16 protein-coding genes are annotated in these 17,376 nt (G+C 38.2%); 2 read left to right on the top strand and 14 right to left on the bottom strand.

Annotation, left to right across the window (positions count from 1 at the left end; all coding sequences use genetic code 11):
• Positions 1 to 121 precede the first annotated feature (121 nt).
• The 14 genes from ATS74_RS18495 to ATS74_RS18430 form a co-directional block, all read right to left on the bottom strand.
• A complete protein-coding gene (locus ATS74_RS18495; protein ID WP_058550329.1) occupies positions 122 to 1,444 on the bottom strand; it encodes a tetratricopeptide repeat protein in 1,323 nt (440 codons plus the stop codon).
• Between the two features lie 45 nt (positions 1,445 to 1,489).
• Entirely contained in the window at positions 1,490 to 2,095 is a 606-nt protein-coding gene (locus tag ATS74_RS18490; RefSeq protein WP_173827092.1) for an energy transducer TonB, read from the bottom strand.
• A 12-nt stretch (positions 2,096 to 2,107) separates the two neighbouring features.
• Positions 2,108 to 2,521, bottom strand: a complete 414-nt coding sequence (locus ATS74_RS18485; protein ID WP_058550327.1) for an ExbD/TolR family protein — start codon at positions 2,519 to 2,521, stop codon at positions 2,108 to 2,110.
• A 53-nt stretch (positions 2,522 to 2,574) separates the two neighbouring features.
• Entirely contained in the window at positions 2,575 to 3,102 is a 528-nt protein-coding gene (locus tag ATS74_RS18480; protein WP_058550326.1) for a MotA/TolQ/ExbB proton channel family protein, read from the bottom strand.
• Positions 3,103 to 3,105: 3 nt separating this feature from the next.
• On the bottom strand, positions 3,106 to 4,473 hold the full coding sequence (locus ATS74_RS18475; protein ID WP_058550325.1) for a MotA/TolQ/ExbB proton channel family protein: 1,368 nt from the start codon (positions 4,471 to 4,473) through the stop codon (positions 3,106 to 3,108).
• Positions 4,474 to 4,483: 10 nt separating this feature from the next.
• Complete coding sequence (locus ATS74_RS18470) at positions 4,484 to 5,236, bottom strand: DUF3450 domain-containing protein (RefSeq protein WP_058550324.1); 753 nt, start codon at positions 5,234 to 5,236, stop codon at positions 4,484 to 4,486.
• 251 nt (positions 5,237 to 5,487) lie between these two features.
• Positions 5,488 to 6,114, bottom strand: a complete 627-nt coding sequence (locus ATS74_RS18465; RefSeq protein ID WP_058550323.1) for a DsbA family protein — start codon at positions 6,112 to 6,114, stop codon at positions 5,488 to 5,490.
• An 8-nt stretch (positions 6,115 to 6,122) separates the two neighbouring features.
• The gene (locus tag ATS74_RS18460; RefSeq protein WP_058550322.1) at positions 6,123 to 7,211 is read right to left on the bottom strand and encodes a GGDEF domain-containing protein; all 1,089 of its coding nucleotides are present in this window, start codon (positions 7,209 to 7,211) and stop codon (positions 6,123 to 6,125) included.
• The gene (locus ATS74_RS18455; protein ID WP_058550321.1) at positions 7,204 to 7,437 is read right to left on the bottom strand and encodes a hypothetical protein; all 234 of its coding nucleotides are present in this window, start codon (positions 7,435 to 7,437) and stop codon (positions 7,204 to 7,206) included. The genes ATS74_RS18460 and ATS74_RS18455 overlap by 8 nt, the downstream gene beginning before the upstream one ends.
• A gap of 257 nt (positions 7,438 to 7,694) precedes the next feature.
• Positions 7,695 to 8,951 carry a sugar MFS transporter gene (locus ATS74_RS18450; protein ID WP_058550320.1) on the bottom strand — a complete coding sequence of 419 codons (1,257 nt, stop codon included), beginning with the start codon at positions 8,949 to 8,951 and terminating at the stop codon, positions 7,695 to 7,697.
• 83 nt (positions 8,952 to 9,034) lie between these two features.
• On the bottom strand, positions 9,035 to 9,928 hold the full coding sequence (locus tag ATS74_RS18445; protein ID WP_058550319.1) for a substrate-binding periplasmic protein: 894 nt from the start codon (positions 9,926 to 9,928) through the stop codon (positions 9,035 to 9,037).
• A gap of 181 nt (positions 9,929 to 10,109) precedes the next feature.
• Positions 10,110 to 10,622 (bottom strand): RNA methyltransferase, encoded by a 513-nt coding sequence (locus tag ATS74_RS18440; RefSeq protein WP_058550318.1) that lies wholly within the window; start codon positions 10,620 to 10,622, stop codon positions 10,110 to 10,112.
• On the bottom strand, positions 10,622 to 11,134 hold the full coding sequence (locus tag ATS74_RS18435; RefSeq protein WP_058550317.1) for a YcgN family cysteine cluster protein: 513 nt from the start codon (positions 11,132 to 11,134) through the stop codon (positions 10,622 to 10,624). Before ATS74_RS18435 ends, ATS74_RS18440 begins: the two co-directional genes overlap by 1 nt.
• Before the next feature lie 96 nt (positions 11,135 to 11,230).
• Complete coding sequence (locus ATS74_RS18430; protein WP_058550316.1) at positions 11,231 to 13,072, bottom strand: DUF885 domain-containing protein; 1,842 nt, start codon at positions 13,070 to 13,072, stop codon at positions 11,231 to 11,233.
• 153 nt (positions 13,073 to 13,225) lie between these two features.
• On the opposite strand from ATS74_RS18430, the gene ATS74_RS18425 reads away from it, so the two are divergent.
• Together ATS74_RS18425 and ATS74_RS18420 are read left to right on the top strand one after the other, a co-directional pair.
• A complete protein-coding gene (locus tag ATS74_RS18425; RefSeq protein ID WP_058550315.1) occupies positions 13,226 to 14,503 on the top strand; it encodes a Xaa-Pro dipeptidase in 1,278 nt (425 codons plus the stop codon).
• Positions 14,504 to 14,892: 389 nt separating this feature from the next.
• Positions 14,893 to 17,307 carry a TonB-dependent receptor gene (locus ATS74_RS18420; protein WP_058550314.1) on the top strand — a complete coding sequence of 805 codons (2,415 nt, stop codon included), beginning with the start codon at positions 14,893 to 14,895 and terminating at the stop codon, positions 17,305 to 17,307.
• Positions 17,308 to 17,376 lie beyond the last annotated feature (69 nt).

The following is a 17,376-nucleotide window of genomic DNA, read 5'->3' as shown; positions in this document are numbered from 1 at the left end:
AAAATCAAATAATTGGCTACTTAAAGCGACGAAAAAAAACCGCCCTAAGGCGGTTTTGGTGTTGCGATTATGAAATAGTTTTAAGCGCGTTACTTTTTAAATTAGTAAAGCGCTTCAAAATTTATAATAAAGCTGTTTTGAGTGTTTCTGCATGCACTTTTTCACGCTTTACATATTTGATCCACTGCTGTGCTAAACGCTGAGATTTTTTATGTTTTTCTGCCTGCTCAAAAGCTAAAATTGACGCATCAAAATTTTGCATGTTGTACTGAGCCATACCTAAGGCAACAAATGCATTTGATTCAAAATCAAGGCCACCTTTATCAAGTGCTTTACGCGCAGCATCGGCAGCTTCTTCATATTGCTCTGTGTTAACGTAAACCTCAGCTAAACGTTGTTCGTATTTACCGTGCTCTGATAAATCAGCCGCTTTTACAAAGTAGGTAATAGATTTTTCATCTTCTTTAGCTTGAATCATTGCCTCGGCTACAAAAGCGTAGTTTTTTGCTGTTTTTTCAGCAATACCTTTATCAATAGCTTCACTCATAACGACTGCAGCTTTAAACGCCAAGCCATTGTATAAATAAACTTGAGCAAGCTGGCGTAAATCAGACTTAGAAGTTAAAAAACCTTGTTGATAAGCTGATTCAATCACTGCTAACTGTTGTTTTTCTTTGCCCGTTTCGCCATACATCCCAGAAAGCTGAACCCAATATTCAGGCTTATTGTATAGCTTTACCATACGCTCAAGTACATCAACCACTTTATCTGTTTGATTAAGTGAGTAATACATTGCACGTTGTAACACCAGCCAGTTTTCTTTAGGGGTTTTACCCTCACTGTCACTTAGTGAAATAACTTGAGTAATATACTCAAGTCCTTTTTGGTAATCCTTTAACTGATAATACGTTTGTGCTCTTAATAAATAGTAACCTTCTGTTTTAGGTTTAGTATTTATTGCATCCCATTTATCTAAAAACGAAATTACCTTTTTATAATCACTATTAGCCATTGCCAATTGCGCCAAGCTAAATGTAGTACTTAAACGAAGTGATTCAGGAATGGCTTCTTCTGCTACCACTTTTTCAAACGAGGCAATCGCTTTTGGTAAGTCGTTTTCGTTGTAATAAATAAAGCCGTAAAAATTATGCATCATTGCAATTTCGTACGAGTTCATACTTGAAGCTCGCTCTTGAATGCTATTAAGTGCTTCAAGTCCACCCTTAACATCGCCATCGTCAGCGAGTTTTTGCGCTCGAGCAAGCTGGCTATAAACCTTTTCACGTAGCGCAGGTACACGCTTTGTTTTTTGCTCTGCATGTGCAGTAGCTACGTTAAGGCCAGGCACAAAGCTTAACGTACTTGGTACAACAATACTGGCACTTACTGCAGCAGTACAAAATAGTGTTATTTTAAAAAATTTAGCTGTAGGTAGTAATTTCATAATCGCCTCGCATTTCTGTCCGTTTACTCGTGGTTAATTACTAAATTAACCACTAATTTGGAAAGATATTTTATTCTGTACACCCGCCACTTCAACGGCTTCACCGTTTACTACGCGCGGTTTATATTTAAATTTAAGGGCAGCATCCATTGCTGCTCTATCAAATAGTGACTCAGGAACTGCTTTTACAACCTGAGGGTCGCGCACTGTACCTTGTTTAGTCACTGTAAATTCAACAATTACATAGCCTTCAATACCACGAGATAACGCACGACGCGGATACACAGGCGCTACTTTAACAATCGGTAAGTATTCACCGTCGCTTGTTTCCAGCGCTAAACCGCCTGATAAATTCACATCGGCATCTACATTGGCACCAAAGTCGAAATTGTTTGCGTTTGCCGTTGCATCACTACTTTGCATTTGTGGTGATTCCATTGGCGGCGGAGGTTCTTTTGGTGTGGGTGGCTTTTGCGGTTTACGTTCTTTTTTTTGTACTGTTTCTTCTTTTTTCAAACGTACAAAGTCTAAAACGTTACCTTTTACTGGCTCCGACATAGCACCTTCACCACCGGTAATAAGTGCCTGCATGCCTAAAAACAGCATGAAGGTCACTACACCGGCTACAACTAATGCAACTAAATATCGCAACATAACTAACCCTTACGACGCATCTTGAGCAGCAATTGATACATCAAACGCACCTGCAGCGCGCGACGCATCCATTACCTTAATTAACATATCAGTCGTGGCTTTTTTGTCGGCTTGAATAACCACGCTCCCTTGAGGGTTTTCAGCTTTTAAGCGCTCAATATTCGCTTGCACTGCGCGCACATCAATTTGACGTTTATTAATCCAAATCTCACCTTTGTCTGAAATCGCGACTAAGATATTGGCACGCTCTTTTTTAACTGCTGTGGCTGCTTCTGGACGGTTTACATCAATACCTGCTTCTTTGACAAATGATGCAGTAACGATAAAGAAAATAAGCATAATAAATACAACGTCTAACATTGGGGTCATATTAATTTCTTCTGCTTCATCTTCTTGTAATAGGTTTCCTAACGGGGCTCTCATTTTTATTCTCCTAGGATAAGCAGCGCTATAGTTAGCCGCTTATCTATATTTATTTAGTGGTCTAAAACCATGCTGTCTTCAAGTAGTTCCACTTCGCGCTTAGCTCTGCGTTGTAAAAACGTAGAGGCAAATACACCCGAAAGTGCGCCGACCATACCTGCCATAGTTGGAATAGTTGCCTTAGAAACACCCGATGCCATTGAACGCGCACTCCCAGTGCCTGTAATTGCCATTACATCAAACACTTCAATCATCCCGGTTACTGTGCCTAACAAACCAAGGAGTGGGCAAAGCGCTACCATTACGTTAATTAACGCAAGGTTTGTGTTTAAGCGCATACCCGCACGCGATATCATTGCTTGGCGAATTTGCTCTGCATTCCAGCTATTGCGCTCTGCTCGATTAGTCCAATCGGCCTTTACGCCATGTTTATAACTACGAAAACCATTAAAAAAATAAATAAATCGCTCGAGTATCAATAACCACATCGCGAAGATTAACACCCCAATGACCAAGAGAACTTGGCCACCAGTGTCGAGAAAATCACGGATAGCATTGATTGAGTCAATCAATAGCACCATGGTTTATGCTCCTTTCTCACTACGCTTGGCAATAATGCCTGCACTTTGCTCTTGAATAGTAAGTAATATATTTTTAGCGCGAGTATTAAGTAAGGTGTATAAAAATACCGTAGGAATAGCTACAACCAAGCCAAGGACCGTTGTTACCAATGCCTGAGAAATACCACCAGCCATTAATTTAGGGTCACCGGTACCAAACAGCGTGATAGCTTGGAAGGTGTTGATCATACCGGTTACTGTACCGAGTAAACCAAGTAGCGGTGCCACCACTGAGATGATTTTAATAAGCGTTAAATTACGCGTTACTTTTGGCATTTCACGTAAAATAGCTTCGCTTAATTTAAGCTCTAATGTGTCGTGGGCAACATCAGGGTACTGATCTTTTACTTTCATTACGCGGCCAAGTGGGTTGTCGTCGCGTGCTATATCATCTTTAAGTTGACGACGGATTTTTCCACCCATAATCAATAATGAGAAAAAGCGCTCAAGTGATATAAGGAGTGCAATTACACCCACACCTAAAATAACGTAACCGACTGTACCACCTTGATGTACACGCTCTTGCGTATCGGGTGCTTGTACTAACAAGCCTAAAATTGAGCCGCCTGTTGGGTCAAGTGCAAACTGCACAACACCATTTTTAGTATTTTGTAACTCATCTGCCGTGGCTGTAAAACGAGATACAGGCTGGCGTGTTAACTCACTCAGTGTGTTAGTAGCTGGATTAAACTCTAGATATTTACCGTTTGATACAAGGTTGAATGCACCTACACGTACAACTTCTTGCTGTGCTTTAGTGCCGCCCTCAATTATAACGCTTGCATCAAAACGACTTACTTTACCTTGCTCGGTCATTTCACGTTGTAGTTCAAACCACACTTTTTCAATATCTTCGATAGAGGCTAATTTAGATGTTGAACCCATTTTTTGAGCCAGTTCATCCATAAATGTACTACGTCCAGCAATCTCGGCTGATACCACTGAGGTTGCAAACTTATTGCTTGAATCCCCTGCTACTTGTTGTAGTACACCAAATAACTCTTTAAGAGATCCCATACGTTTAGATAATGTATCGGTTAAGTTAGCAAGCTTTACTTCGTTTTCTTCAAACTGAGTTTCTAAACGTTCAGATTCAACAAGCATTTGATTACGCTTTGCTTGTGTATTTTTGAGCATTTGTACTTGCTCGTTTTGACGAGCTGCAAACTCTTGTTCACGTTGTTTGTTTTGTGCGTTTTGGGCTGACTTACCCTCTTCAAGGGTTTTAAGTAGTGAGTCTAAATTCATCGGCTCTGCCGCTACACATGTACCCACAATGCTAATACTTGCAGCAAAAAGGGCCATTTTTGTCATTTGAGTAAACAATTTCATTTTTAACCTCTTATTCTGCTGCGTGTACTGGCAGAGTTAACATATCTGGGGCAAGTTGCTTACGCGCTATGCGTAAACCTTTATTGATTTGGCTTATTGTAGAATCAGGCAAAGCAACAAACGATTTAGAGTCTGTATTCCAGCTACCTGCTTTTTTACCGTCGCGTGTTAAGTAAATAAGTTCTAAGCGGCCAATGCGTAAAAAATCTACTTCGCGCTCTTTACCGTCTATATCTAATAAAGAGGTGTAGGCTTCAATAGTGCGCCCGTAATCAACTTCAACTTGGTAAGCTTCAAGTACACGGCGAAATTTTTCGCTTGAATTGATGTCTGCTCGGTTCATCATTTCACTTAAAGAGGTAATTCTTTTTGTGCGTTCGTCAGTTAAAAATGGCACATCTAGTGCCACAAACTGCTCAAGACCAGTGATCATACGCAGCATAAGCGGGGTAATTTGACGCTCAATAATAGATACTTGATCCATTGACAGGTTAAGTGATTCCATTTCTTCAATTTGGTTATTTAACTGCTTAGTTAATTGCGCGTTGTAAACAGCTAACCCGTCAATTTCTTTATTAAGCGTTTTAAATTGTTGAAGACGTCCTTGCATTGAGTCTGCAATCTTGTCTATTTTTGTTTGTGATTGCGCAGCTGACTTATTTATTTCGCTGCTTTTATCGATAACCTTATCTAAATCGTTTGCGTGTACAGCAGCACTTGCAGCCACAATACCAGCTAAGATTAATGGTTTAACGCCTTTCATCGCATACACCTTTACTCGTTAATTAGCGGATTTGCTAGTTTGTTTTTTAGCTTTAATTGTTCAATGCAAACAATTTAAAGACTAAAGATTTTCAATGAGCGAAATTGTATAGATGAAAAATGACAAGCATGTTGCGCAAAAAAGTCGGTTTTATGACAACAGTAATAATTACGACTTAATAGGCTAAAAGTGTACTGAGTGATATAAAAAGGGTATGAGTGTTTGATGACAAAACACTCATTTATAAAAAATTATTTTAAAAGCGCGCTAATTTTATTAAATGACTGCTGCCAATCGGTATAATTAATCGCAATAGGAAAAGCTTTATCATTATTAATAAGCACTAATGATGGAAAGCCTTGAATGGGTAAGCTATGCGCATATGCAAGCTCAGCATTAAGCTCATCATTAATTTGATGTGATTGCAGTGAACTTGCAAAAGCTTCTGCGTCAAGACCAATCTCATGTGCAAGTGATATGAGTGTGCTTTCATCAGATGGGTTTTGAGCATTGAGATAATAAGCATGTTGAATAGCAGCGACCATGTTGGCCTCTTTATTTGCTTTGCGCGCTATAAGTGCTGCTCTACATGCGGGGTACGTTGAACGCCTTGGCTGACATTTACGCCAAAAGTCATAATTGAATTGCGTACCCAACTGCTCTGAAATTTTATGCCATGTTTTTTGTAGCATATCCTGCATATTTTGTGGCATAGGTTCTTGGCTGTCCGGTGCTAATCCCCCTACTTTGTATTCAATCGATAATATATCTTTAAAGTTATTGTCTAGCTCGCTTTTTAATTTTAACCAGGTAGGTGAAAAACCCCAACACCAGCTGCACATAGGGTCATGAATATATATAAGTTTACTTTGGGTCATACTTTGCCTTAACTATGTGCTGACATAACCTTATTACGACCTTGTTCTTTTGCAAGGTATAAGTACTCATCAGCTTTTTTTAGTTCGTTATCGTACTCGGCCACATTATTAACTTGTGCTACGCCTATACTACACGTAAATGCGACTTTTGCTTTATCACTAGTTAAAATAACATGTTCACTAACATGATTTCTAAACTTATCCGCTAATTTAGCTGCCCTTTGACTTCGCTCATTTGGCAATATAACTACAAATTCTTCCCCTCCATAACGCGCTTTAACAGCCGAGCTTGGAAACTGCGACTCTAGCAATTTTGTAAACTCAATTAAAACAGTATCACCAAAGTCATGGCCATACGTGTCGTTCATCGCTTTAAAGTTATCTAAATCGAGTAATAAAATTGAAAAAGGCAAGTATTCGTGTGGGTTTTCATCAACCAACTTTAAAAAATGTGAGGTTATAAAACGCCTGTTAGCACCACCGGTGAGCTGATCGGTATAAGCATCTTGTGTTTGCTCAAGTGTTATACCTGCAATGTCCATATGGCTTTTGTGCCTAAAGTATTCACCAATAAAAGAAAACACAAAAACTAAAGTAAAAGCAGCTAAGAAACGCGATTTTTCTACCTCTGGGTAATTAACTTGACCTATATCGGGGCCATATAAAATAAACGTACAACAGACTAATAGACATGAGCCAAGCCATGTTCCATGTTTAGCCCCTAAAGATGCAAAACTAACAACGGGGTAAAACATAAGCCAATAAAGCCCGGTGTTTTCTTTTCCGCCTGTATAGGTAAGTGCAATACACATTATAAATACAATACCCATGCTAATGAGCGCTACAACCTCAAGCTTCCCTGTTTTTATAAAATATAAAGTACTACTGGTAATAGTGATATTAACCAGAATTAAGGAGATAGTTAGAATAGGCGAATAAACATCGTAATTTAAAATTACCAACATTGATAAAACAACAATAGCTATTGCAATCATTGCAAATAAGGACAATGCCTGGCGTTGCTTATCAGAGCTGTAAACATTGTCTATGTTGATTAGACTAAGCCAGTTTTGTGCATTATTACTTTTTTTAGGCATTAGTTGCACCTAAACGATTTAAATCAAGCCCTAAAACTCTAGTAATACTGAACGTATTTAATAAATTATCATAATCAAACGGGTAAGATTTTACTGTATAAATAACCATAAATAATTTAGCAACTAAAAAACACGCTACAAAATAAAAAGCAGAGACTATTTTTTCCTGGATGACAGTAAGAGGTACAGTCATTATTTTAAAACTTAATTTTAAAGAGTTAAGCATATAAATCCTTTATATTATTCTTCATTAATAACCTTATATTTTTAGCAAAAAAAGCGCTAAATGTCTTACTAAGTAAGACTTAAAAGTAAATAATCAATAAGAAACAATAATAAAGTAGTAAGCTTTTAACAATACAACAAAGTAAGTAACTAATTTTAAGAGAGGCGACATAGGGGAAAACCCAAGATTGGAACGTTCCGTATTTCTTGTGAGTTATAAGTGACTGAATACGTATTCAGTCACTTACAATTACAGTATTATTTCCACTTATTTGCTAAGCGGACAACGTTTAAGCCGTACCATGCTATAAATACATAACATATCATTGGTACAAAAAAGCTTTGCTGTATGTTTACCGTATCGGCTATAAAACCTTGTAGTAATGGAACTAATGCCCCACCAACAATAGCTAAACATAACCAACCAGAGCCTTTGCTTGTCAGTGATCCTAGCTTTTCAATGGCTACAGAAAATATTGTTGGAAACATAATAGAATTAAATAAACCTATCGCAAGTACTGAATAAAGCGCTAAATCACCTTGTGTAAATATAGTAATAAGCAGTAATGCAATAACACTAAATGCGTTGAAGGCAATGGCTTTCGCTGGGGCTATTTTTTGTAAAAGTGCCGAGCCAATAAAACGCCCTACCATCGCACCACCCCAGTAGTAACTAATAAGTGCAGCAGCTGCATGCTCTTCAAGGCCCGCTATATGAGCTTCACCGAAGTAATTAACCAAAAAGCTACCTATAGCAACCTCACCCCCTACATAACAAAATATGGCAAGTACACCCATAGTTAAATGTGGTGCTTGGGTAAGCGAGCGAGATTCAACGGCTGCATTGTTCTCTTCTTTATGGGCCTCTATTTCAGGTAGTTTAATAAATGCAAAAATAATAGCGATTAACAATAAAGCTGCAGCTAGCATTAAATAAGGTACTTTTACAGACTCAGCACTCGCCGCGGAAGCCGCGAGTGTGCCAGCAGTTCCAAAAAATAAAATACCACCTACATAAGGGCCAACCGTTGTGCCTAAAGCATTGAGTGCCTGTGCTAAGTTTAAACGAGAAGAGGCTGTTTTTTCAGGGCCAAGTGCAGCCACATATGGATTAGCAGAAACTTGTAGTACTGTTACGCCTGCAGCAAGCACAAATAAAGCACCTAAAAATAACCAGTACTCATGCACTACAACAGCTGGGTAGAACAACATACAACCAATAGAGGCAACTATTAAACCCGTTAATATGCCCTTTTTATAGCCTAGCTGCTTTACTAAAATACCTGCAGGTATAGAAACAATAAAATAGGCCCCAAAAAAGCAAAACTGTACTAGCATTGCTTCAAAATACGTTAGATCAAATACGCCTTTTAAGCGCGGGATCAGCACATCATTTAAAACAGTTATAAAGCCCCATAAAAAAAACAGGGTCGTCATTGCAGTCAGTGGAAACAGATAATTTTTATTAGACTGTTCGTTGACCGCGAATGATTGATTTGTATTTATTTCACTCACGTTGTTTTCACTCCATTAACAATTTAAAGCAAGTTTACCTGTTTAAACGTAAATTGGGTGAAGTGTCTGTAGGAACGTTCTAATTATTTACAGGTTTTAGTTAGGTTTTTAATAATTCGAGCCGTTTCTCCGCTATTGTGAAATTGATAAAGCCCCTTATTTATATCTTCTAGCACTGTAAGCCATGACGGTGTGAGTTTACTAATAGCAAAATAAAAAGGGTTGTATTGTAACGGTGTAGTTTCTTGCTCAATAGAATTTAATAAAAACTGCTTTTTATCATCACTCAATGTTGAATAACTTATCGCAAATTTTAGTACCTGAGGATCGCCAATGATTAAATCAACACGTTTTGCCACAAGTATCTGTACAAGTTGTAAGTCATCTACAGTTTTTATTGTTTCAAACTCGCCATTATCCATCATCGCATCAAATTCTGGCGTGTTTTGATACCCTCTCACGACACCAATTTTATTCCCTTTAAGTGATTTTAAATTGCCCGTAAAACGATCTTTATCCTCTTTTCGCTTTATAAAAGCGATTTCTCCGCCTAAAAATGAATTTGATAACCCCAGTAATTCACGGCGAGTTTTATCTGTTACGTAGTCAGAAGGCGCAGTATCTTCAATAAAATACTCGGGTAATAGTATATCTGCTTTGCCTAGTTCAACGTTTCTAACTGCGCGTGCCCACGGTAAAAATTCAATGTAAACGCTGTAACCTTTGCTATGTAATAACGCGACCGAAAATTGATATACCCACCCTTTTTTACATAAGTCGTTACCAATATAGGGAGGCCAGTCTAAAGTGGCTAGATGAAGAGTTTGCTTTGCATTTTTAGCCTCAAACAATATGCCCGATTTATAGTTGTACCCGTATACTACTTGGTGACTACCCTTTAAATGATATTCAACTATTGAATCTGAATAACTAAGTTTGCTCGCTAATAATAGAACTAATAAAAATAACCAACGCATTGTAATATCTTAAAATGTTTTAATTTATTCAAGCTTAGCTAACAATGAATTTTTTGCATGATTTAAGTAGGTAAGGATTTAACAAAGAGGGAATGTTTATAGGATAAAGGTAATGCTGTTGCGCATTATAAGCTATGCGCAACCAAGGCTATAAAATAAGCGTAAAAGCAAGATTAACTAATTAGCTTTTTTGCCACTTCATTTTATTGTTTGTATCACGAGAACTAATAATAGTGTCGTCACTACTCTCTACGCCGCCAAGTTTTGACAAACGGTCGTATAAAACAACATTACAGGTTGCAGCCAGGTTCATGCAACCGATTGTTGGAATATAAACCACTTCATCACACCACTTTAAAACATCTTTAGATACAGAGCCATCCTCTGGGCCAAATACATAAAATGCGTTTTCTGGGTGTTTAAAATCAGGTAAAGGTGTCGCGCCTTCTATCAGTTCGATAACAACAACAGTAGCATCTTCAGGCTTTACCGTTTCTAGGTTATCAGTTTCTGTAAGGGGGATTCGTTCAGCTACATTTTTTGTATCAGTATGAAATTTTTTAGCATTTAAGTAACGGTTACCCGTAAAAAAAACGTGTTTAGCATCGTAACAACCAGCGGCACGTAAAACGCCACCAACGTTTGTTGGGCTTTTAGGATTTATTAAACCAATGCTAGCTTTTAGCTTACTCATTAATCAGTATCCTTAGTTGGCCACTCGGCAATGTATAAATCAAAATCATCAAGCTTAACATCACAGTCTTTAACCGTTTTATCTTGAACAGAAATACCTAACTCATGCATTTTAGTTTTATCGCCGTTATTTAATAACGGGTGCCATGAGGCTAAACCACGCCCTTCATGTAGGCGGCGGTAACTGCAGCTTTGCGGCATAAAGAAAATATCTTTAAGGTTTTCTTTGGTTAGTTTTACGCAAGAAGGGACAAGTGTTTGGCGGTTTTCGTATTCACTACAGCCGCAGGTATTGTTATCAAGGTACTGACACACAATATTTGTAAATATTAACTGCTCACCTTCACGTAACTGATCGGTAGCTGTAAATTCGTCTTCATCTTCGCTATCAATAAAGGTGTTTAAACAACACTTTCCGCATCCATCACAAATGGCTTCCCATTCGTTTTGGTTCATATCGCTTAGATTTTTTTTAAGCCAAAACTGTGTATTTGCTAATTCTTGATCAAACATAATTTACTCGCGCCCCTAAAGAGCGCGCATTCTAACGTATTGCAGCTATACACGCAAAGCCCGTGCCTTTATTAATACGGGCTTTCGGGTCTTTTATTATTGCTGCGTGGCAACCCAACGTTTAATTTTTTCTTCTAAAATTGGCATTGGTAATGCGCCATCTATCAGTATTTGCGTGTGGAACGCTTTAATATCAAACTTATCGCCTAACTCTTTTTGAGTGTAGTCACGTAACTGCTGAATTTTAAACTGACCCAGCTTGTATGATAAAGCTTGACCAGGCCATGCAATATAACGCTCAACCTCAGCTATTACATCGCTCTTAGCCATAGATGAGTTAGCAAGCATGTAATCAATCCCCTGCTGACGTGTCCAGCCCTTTGCATGAAAACCGGTATCAAGCACTAAGCGCATAGCTCTAAGTTGTTCATCTGCTAAGCGCCCATACCACATGTAAGGGTCGGTAAATAAGCCAAGCTCTTTACCCAAACTTTCGGCGTACAGCGCCCAGCCTTCAGCAAATACGGTATAACCACCAAACTTTCTAAAATCGGGTAAGCCCTCTATTTCTTGTTGCAATGCAATTTGAAAGTGATGCCCAGGTGCAGCTTCATGAATAGAGAGTGTTTCAAGTAAAAATTTAGGCTGCGCTTTTAGGTTAAATGTATTGATGTAAAAAATACCTGGGCGAGAACCATCTGGTGCCGGAGACGCATACGACGCCCCAGCCGCCGACTGAGCTCTGTATGCTTCAACTGCTTTTACGACGTATGGCGCTTTTGGAGCAATATCAAAAAGTAATGGCAAGCGAGCATCTATTTTTTGCTTAACGTTTTCATAAGCCGCAATTAGCTCCTGTGGCGTATTGTAATAAAACTCGTCTGAGTCACGTAAGTGATTAAAAAACGCTGCAAGATCGCCTTTAAAACCAACAGTATCTTTTACTTTTTTCATTTCACTTAGAATACGCGACACTTCGCTTAAACCAATGTCGTGAATTTCATTTGCAGAAAGACTAAGCGTGGTATTTTTTTTGATTTGATATTCGTACCACGCTTTACCGTTTGGTAAGTCACTGTAACCAAATGTCTCTCGGCTATTAGGAATGTATTTGTTAGCTAAAAAGTCACTCATACTTTTATAAGCAGGCACTAACTTTTCCATAATCAGTGTGCGGTACTTTGCAGTTATTTGTTGTTTCTGCTCAGCGCTAAACGACGAAGGTAGGTTTTTTATAGGTCCCCAAAATAAAGAATCTTCAGCGCTTTGCACAACATGAGCTGCAAATTGTGGCTGTAGTTTTTTTGCTAATGGCTTAGGTAAAGTAATACCTTCATTTATACCCTGATCCATTGAGCTTTGTACACTGGCTAACCACTGCACAAACCCTTCGCTACGTTTTATAAAGTTATTATAATCTTCAACTGTATTAAAAGGTTGAGCACTTTGACCTGAGCCAAACCCTGCAAATGTATTATGCGAACCTGCCATTTGGTTTATTGGCAACATATAACTAGGAAACTGCATACCTTCTAAATTAAGGGCAAGATCGCGCTTTAATATTTCGTAACTTAAAAGGGCTTGGCCTGTTAGCTGTGCTTTATCAATATAACGCAACCGTTGTTGATATTTTTTATAAAAAACGGCTTTCTTTTCTCTGTTTTGTTTTGAAATAGTTGGCGTAAATGTGTCGTTAAATTCGCTGCGGCCACTGTACGTTGCATTAATTGGTTTAAACGTTAGTGACTCATCATAATACTGCGCAACGAGTACATCTAGTTGTTGCTCGCTAGAGAGCTCTGAAACAATAGTTGCTTGTGCGTTTGGTGTGTTTAACTGCGAAGTACTGTTAGCGATATCACTAAGTTCAGTATTTATACAGCCACTTAAGGCAAACATAACGCCGCTGGCAACTAAAGCTAATTTAATTGATTTCATGGTAATCCTTTTTAGTATCGTTTTTTAATTATGAGCACTTAGCACTATTAAATAAAGGAATTACGATAGATTGCATTTAAGCAATTGTATTTACACTTTTGTATTAGGTTGTTACATTTCAATTAATTAAACCGCCACTACAGAAGAACAATAATGAAAAAACAATTACTAAGTGCCTCTATTGCTTTGTTAACTTTTACAAGTCTTAGTGCTCATGCCACAACTTACTTATCAGCAAAAGCCATGGTTGACGTGCAAACTGGTAAACTCGTTCAATCACCTTTAATTACTATAGATAACGGTATTATTACCAGCGTTGAGCAAAACAAAAAGCCTGTATTATCAAAAGGTGATAAGCACATCCAATTACTTGAGCTAACATTGATGCCTGGCCTTATGGATATGCATGTTCACTTAACAAGCGATCCTACCGTGCCGCGTAGTGAGCGCTTAGGGCAATCAGTTCCGCGTATGGCGATAAAAGCGGCTCACTTTGCTAAAAAAACACTAGAAGCAGGTTTTACCACAGTTAGAAATGTAGGCGCCGAAGGCTACAGTGTTATAGCGGTTAGAGACGGTATTAATGCCGGTGATATTGTAGGCCCACGTATTTGGGCAGCAGGCCCTTCGCTTGGTATTACTGGCGGGCATTGTGATAACAACCGTTTGCCTCCTGAGCTAAAGTACACTTCAACAGGTGTTGCTGATGGCCCGTGGGCTGCTCGCGTAAAAGTACGTGAAAACATAAAATATGGTGCGAATGCTATTAAATTTTGTGCCACTGGCGGTGTTTTTTCTAAAGGCACTAAAGTAGGTGCGCAGCAATATTCTTATGAAGAGATGAAAGCAATTGTTGATGAAGCGCATATGCGCGATTTACCCGTAGCTGCTCACGCTCATGGAACAAGCGGTATTAAAACAGCCATTAAAGCAGGTGTCGACAGCATTGAACATGCCAGCTTTTTAGATGATGAAGCGATAGCTCTGGCAAAAGAGCATGGTACATGGCTTTCAATGGATATTTATAATACTGAGTACACACTGACTTTTGGTGAACAAAATGGTGTTGATGAAGAGAACCTCAATAAAGAGCGTCAAGTATCTAAAAAACAAAGAGATAGTTTTAATAGAGCGGTAAAGGCTGGGGTTAATATGGTATTTGGTACAGACGCCGCTATTTATCCTCACGGAGATAACGCAAAACAGTTTTCCCGTATGGTTGAATTTGGAATGACTGAACTACAAGCAATTCAAGCTGCAACAATTAATAGCGCAAAACTATTAAAAATGAACAATAAGCTTGGTCAGCTAAAAGCAGGGTTTGCTGCAGATATAATTGCGCTAAAAGGCAACCCACTTGAAAATATTACTGAACTAGAACATATCCCTTTTGTTATGAAAGCAGGTCAAGTGTATAAAAATGATTTGTAGCTTTAATTCTATAATTTTTAGATAGTAATATTTACCTGAACTCAGGGGTTTGAGGCAATACACCTTAAACCTCAAAAAAAGTTAAGCTAATTACTTACACGTTACTTTACACCTTAAGCTGATATTTAGTTGTTAATAACAAGCCTTTAAATACTATATAGATTTTATTGAAGTTAAATTATTTATTTCGTTATTGCTAATTTCATAACCTTCCTACTAGTTAATAAAACGTAAATAATATTGCATTAACAACCTAAAAACACCATCAATTGTATGTTTTTAAATCAAAAAACGCTATTTAATAAATTTAATTGAACTTTTTATTCACTTTAAAAACAATAACCATTATCATTCGCGCAAAGTTATTAAATGCGAATACTTATCACCCCATGAAAAAATTTAAATACTCATTAGTTACCCTAGCATGTTTAAATACACATATTGCAGTTGCTCAATCAGCTGAAGAAAATATTGAACGTATTAGCGTTTATCAAAAACAAAACCAAGTAGTAATGAGCTCAGGTCTTGCGACTAAATCTGATATGTCACTAATGGAAACGCCTGCTCCTGTTGTTGTTATTGACCGTGAACTAATAGAGTCACAAGGTGTAGATAGCTTACAAGAGTTAACGCGTAACGTAAGTGGTTTAACGCAAGCTGGTAATAACTATGGCATTGGTGACAATCTTGTTATTCGTGGCTTAGACGCTAACTATACTTATGATGGTATGTATGGCGGTGCAGGCCTTGGCAATACATTTAATCCTACACGTTCTTTAACAAATGTAGAGTCGGTTGAGGTATTAAAAGGCCCAGCAACAGGTTTATACGGTATTGGTAGTGCTGGTGGTGTAATTAACTTAATTGAAAAAAAGCCAGAGTTTGAAGAAAAACATAAAATATCTGCTGAGCTAGGGCAATGGGATAGCTATTCACTAGCATTTGATAGCACCAACGCAATCACTGATAATTTAGCCTATCGTGTCATGGCAAAAACAGCCTCTAGCGATGGGTACCGTGATCTAAAAGAAGACAGAGATGAGCTTTACGCATCCCTTAAATATGTATTAAGTGATAAACAGGACATTATGTTCTCTGGTGCTTATATTAAGGACTCAATTGCAGTTGACTCAATTGGTCACCCTATTCGTATTTATAGTGCAGAAACTGCAAATGGCCTAAGCGCTGGCGAAGTAACAGGCGCTGATTTAGTCAATGATCCTACAGGCAGCGGCGTACAATTAACGTCAGATCAGCAACAACAGCTAGCTGATTCATTGTCATCGACTGATGGTTTAACCCCTTACGACTTCGGAACCAATGGTATTATTTCACCAATGGCAGATGATAATGAAGGTGAAGAATTACGCTTTAAACTAACGCACAATTACTTTATTACAGATGATTTATTTTTAAATCAACAACTGCAATACCGTAACTACACATCAAGCTTTGCACGCCAAACAGGAGCGTTTAACTACGTTTATTCAACACGTGATGGGATTATTAACAATGACCCTCGCGCACCACTTGTTGAAGATGGTGTACTTTACCCCTTTGCCGCTCGAAGACAAGAATATCGCCAAGTAGAAGCCGACGAAAAATCGTGGCAATACTTTTTAGACCTGCGCTATGACTTTATGCTTGGTGATGTAGATAATGAACTTTTAGTTAATGCTAACTATGAAGACAGAGATATACGCTTTAAACAGTACTCAATATACGATGCAGACAAAGAAATCTACGACAGTGAAGGTAACTTATTGTACCAAGGTAGCTTGCCATATATTTATGATATGAGCGCTCCAAACTGGCCAACAGGTAACTTTGACGATTATGATCCACTTAAAACCAGTGACTATAATAAGAAAGTACAAGCATGGGGCTTAGGTATTCAGCATGTAGGTTACATTACAGATGAAGTAACAACACGTGTAGGCGTTGCTTACAACCGTATTAAGCAATCTTACGAGCACTTTGGTGTTGATGAGCGTTATAGTTCAAGTCGTGCTGAGCCAACGCCTGAAGCTAATACTTCTGACAGTGGTTTAACGTATAACTTAGGCGCGACTTACCAACCAACTGAAGATTTTTCTGTGTTTATAAACCACGCGAAAGGACGTACTGCATACAGTGTATTAGGTTCAGTCGCTGGAAATGAAGCAGACAGAGAAGACTCTGAGTCAATCAGCAACGATTTAGGCTTTAGGTTTAAAGCGTTTGATGATCAGCTTTTAGCATCACTTGTTATATTTGAAAGTGCACGTACTAATTTAGAGTACGCCAACCCTCTATATGAGGCTGGTGTATCAAACTCAGATGTAGTTGAAAGCTATTACGATGGTGAAGAACAAACTAAGGGTGTTGAGCTTGACTTAAATGCGCACTTAAATGAGCAGTGGAAAATTAATATAAATGGGGTTTATCAAGACGCACGCGATAAATCTAACCCAACAAGCAGTAGCTACGATACTCGCCAAAAAGGTGTACCTTATGTAACTGCAAGTACCTGGGTTACTTATTACGCAGAAATGTTTAATTTACCACAGGCTGTTAATATCAGCGGTGGTATTACGTTTGTTGATAACAGAAGTACTAATTCAAGCTCATTTAGTATTCCTGATGGATACGTACCTAGCTACACAGTTTATGATGCAGCGGTTTCGTACACTACAGATAAATGGCATATGCAGCTAAACTTAAACAATCTGTTTAACAAAAAGTATTACTCAAAAGCCATGTTTTTAGGCGGTATGCCAGGTGAAGAACGTAACGCTAAATTAAGCTTTAGTTACACACTGTAATTAGTTTAGTATTTAAAAAGCACGGTACTCTAATTTAGAATCCGTGCTTTTTTTGTGTTTTATAAAGGC

The sequence above is a fragment of the Pseudoalteromonas sp. H103 genome (assembly GCF_001469205.1).
Lineage (GTDB): Bacteria > Pseudomonadota > Gammaproteobacteria > Enterobacterales > Alteromonadaceae > Pseudoalteromonas > Pseudoalteromonas carrageenovora.
This window is presented reverse-complemented; position numbering and strand designations above follow the sequence as displayed.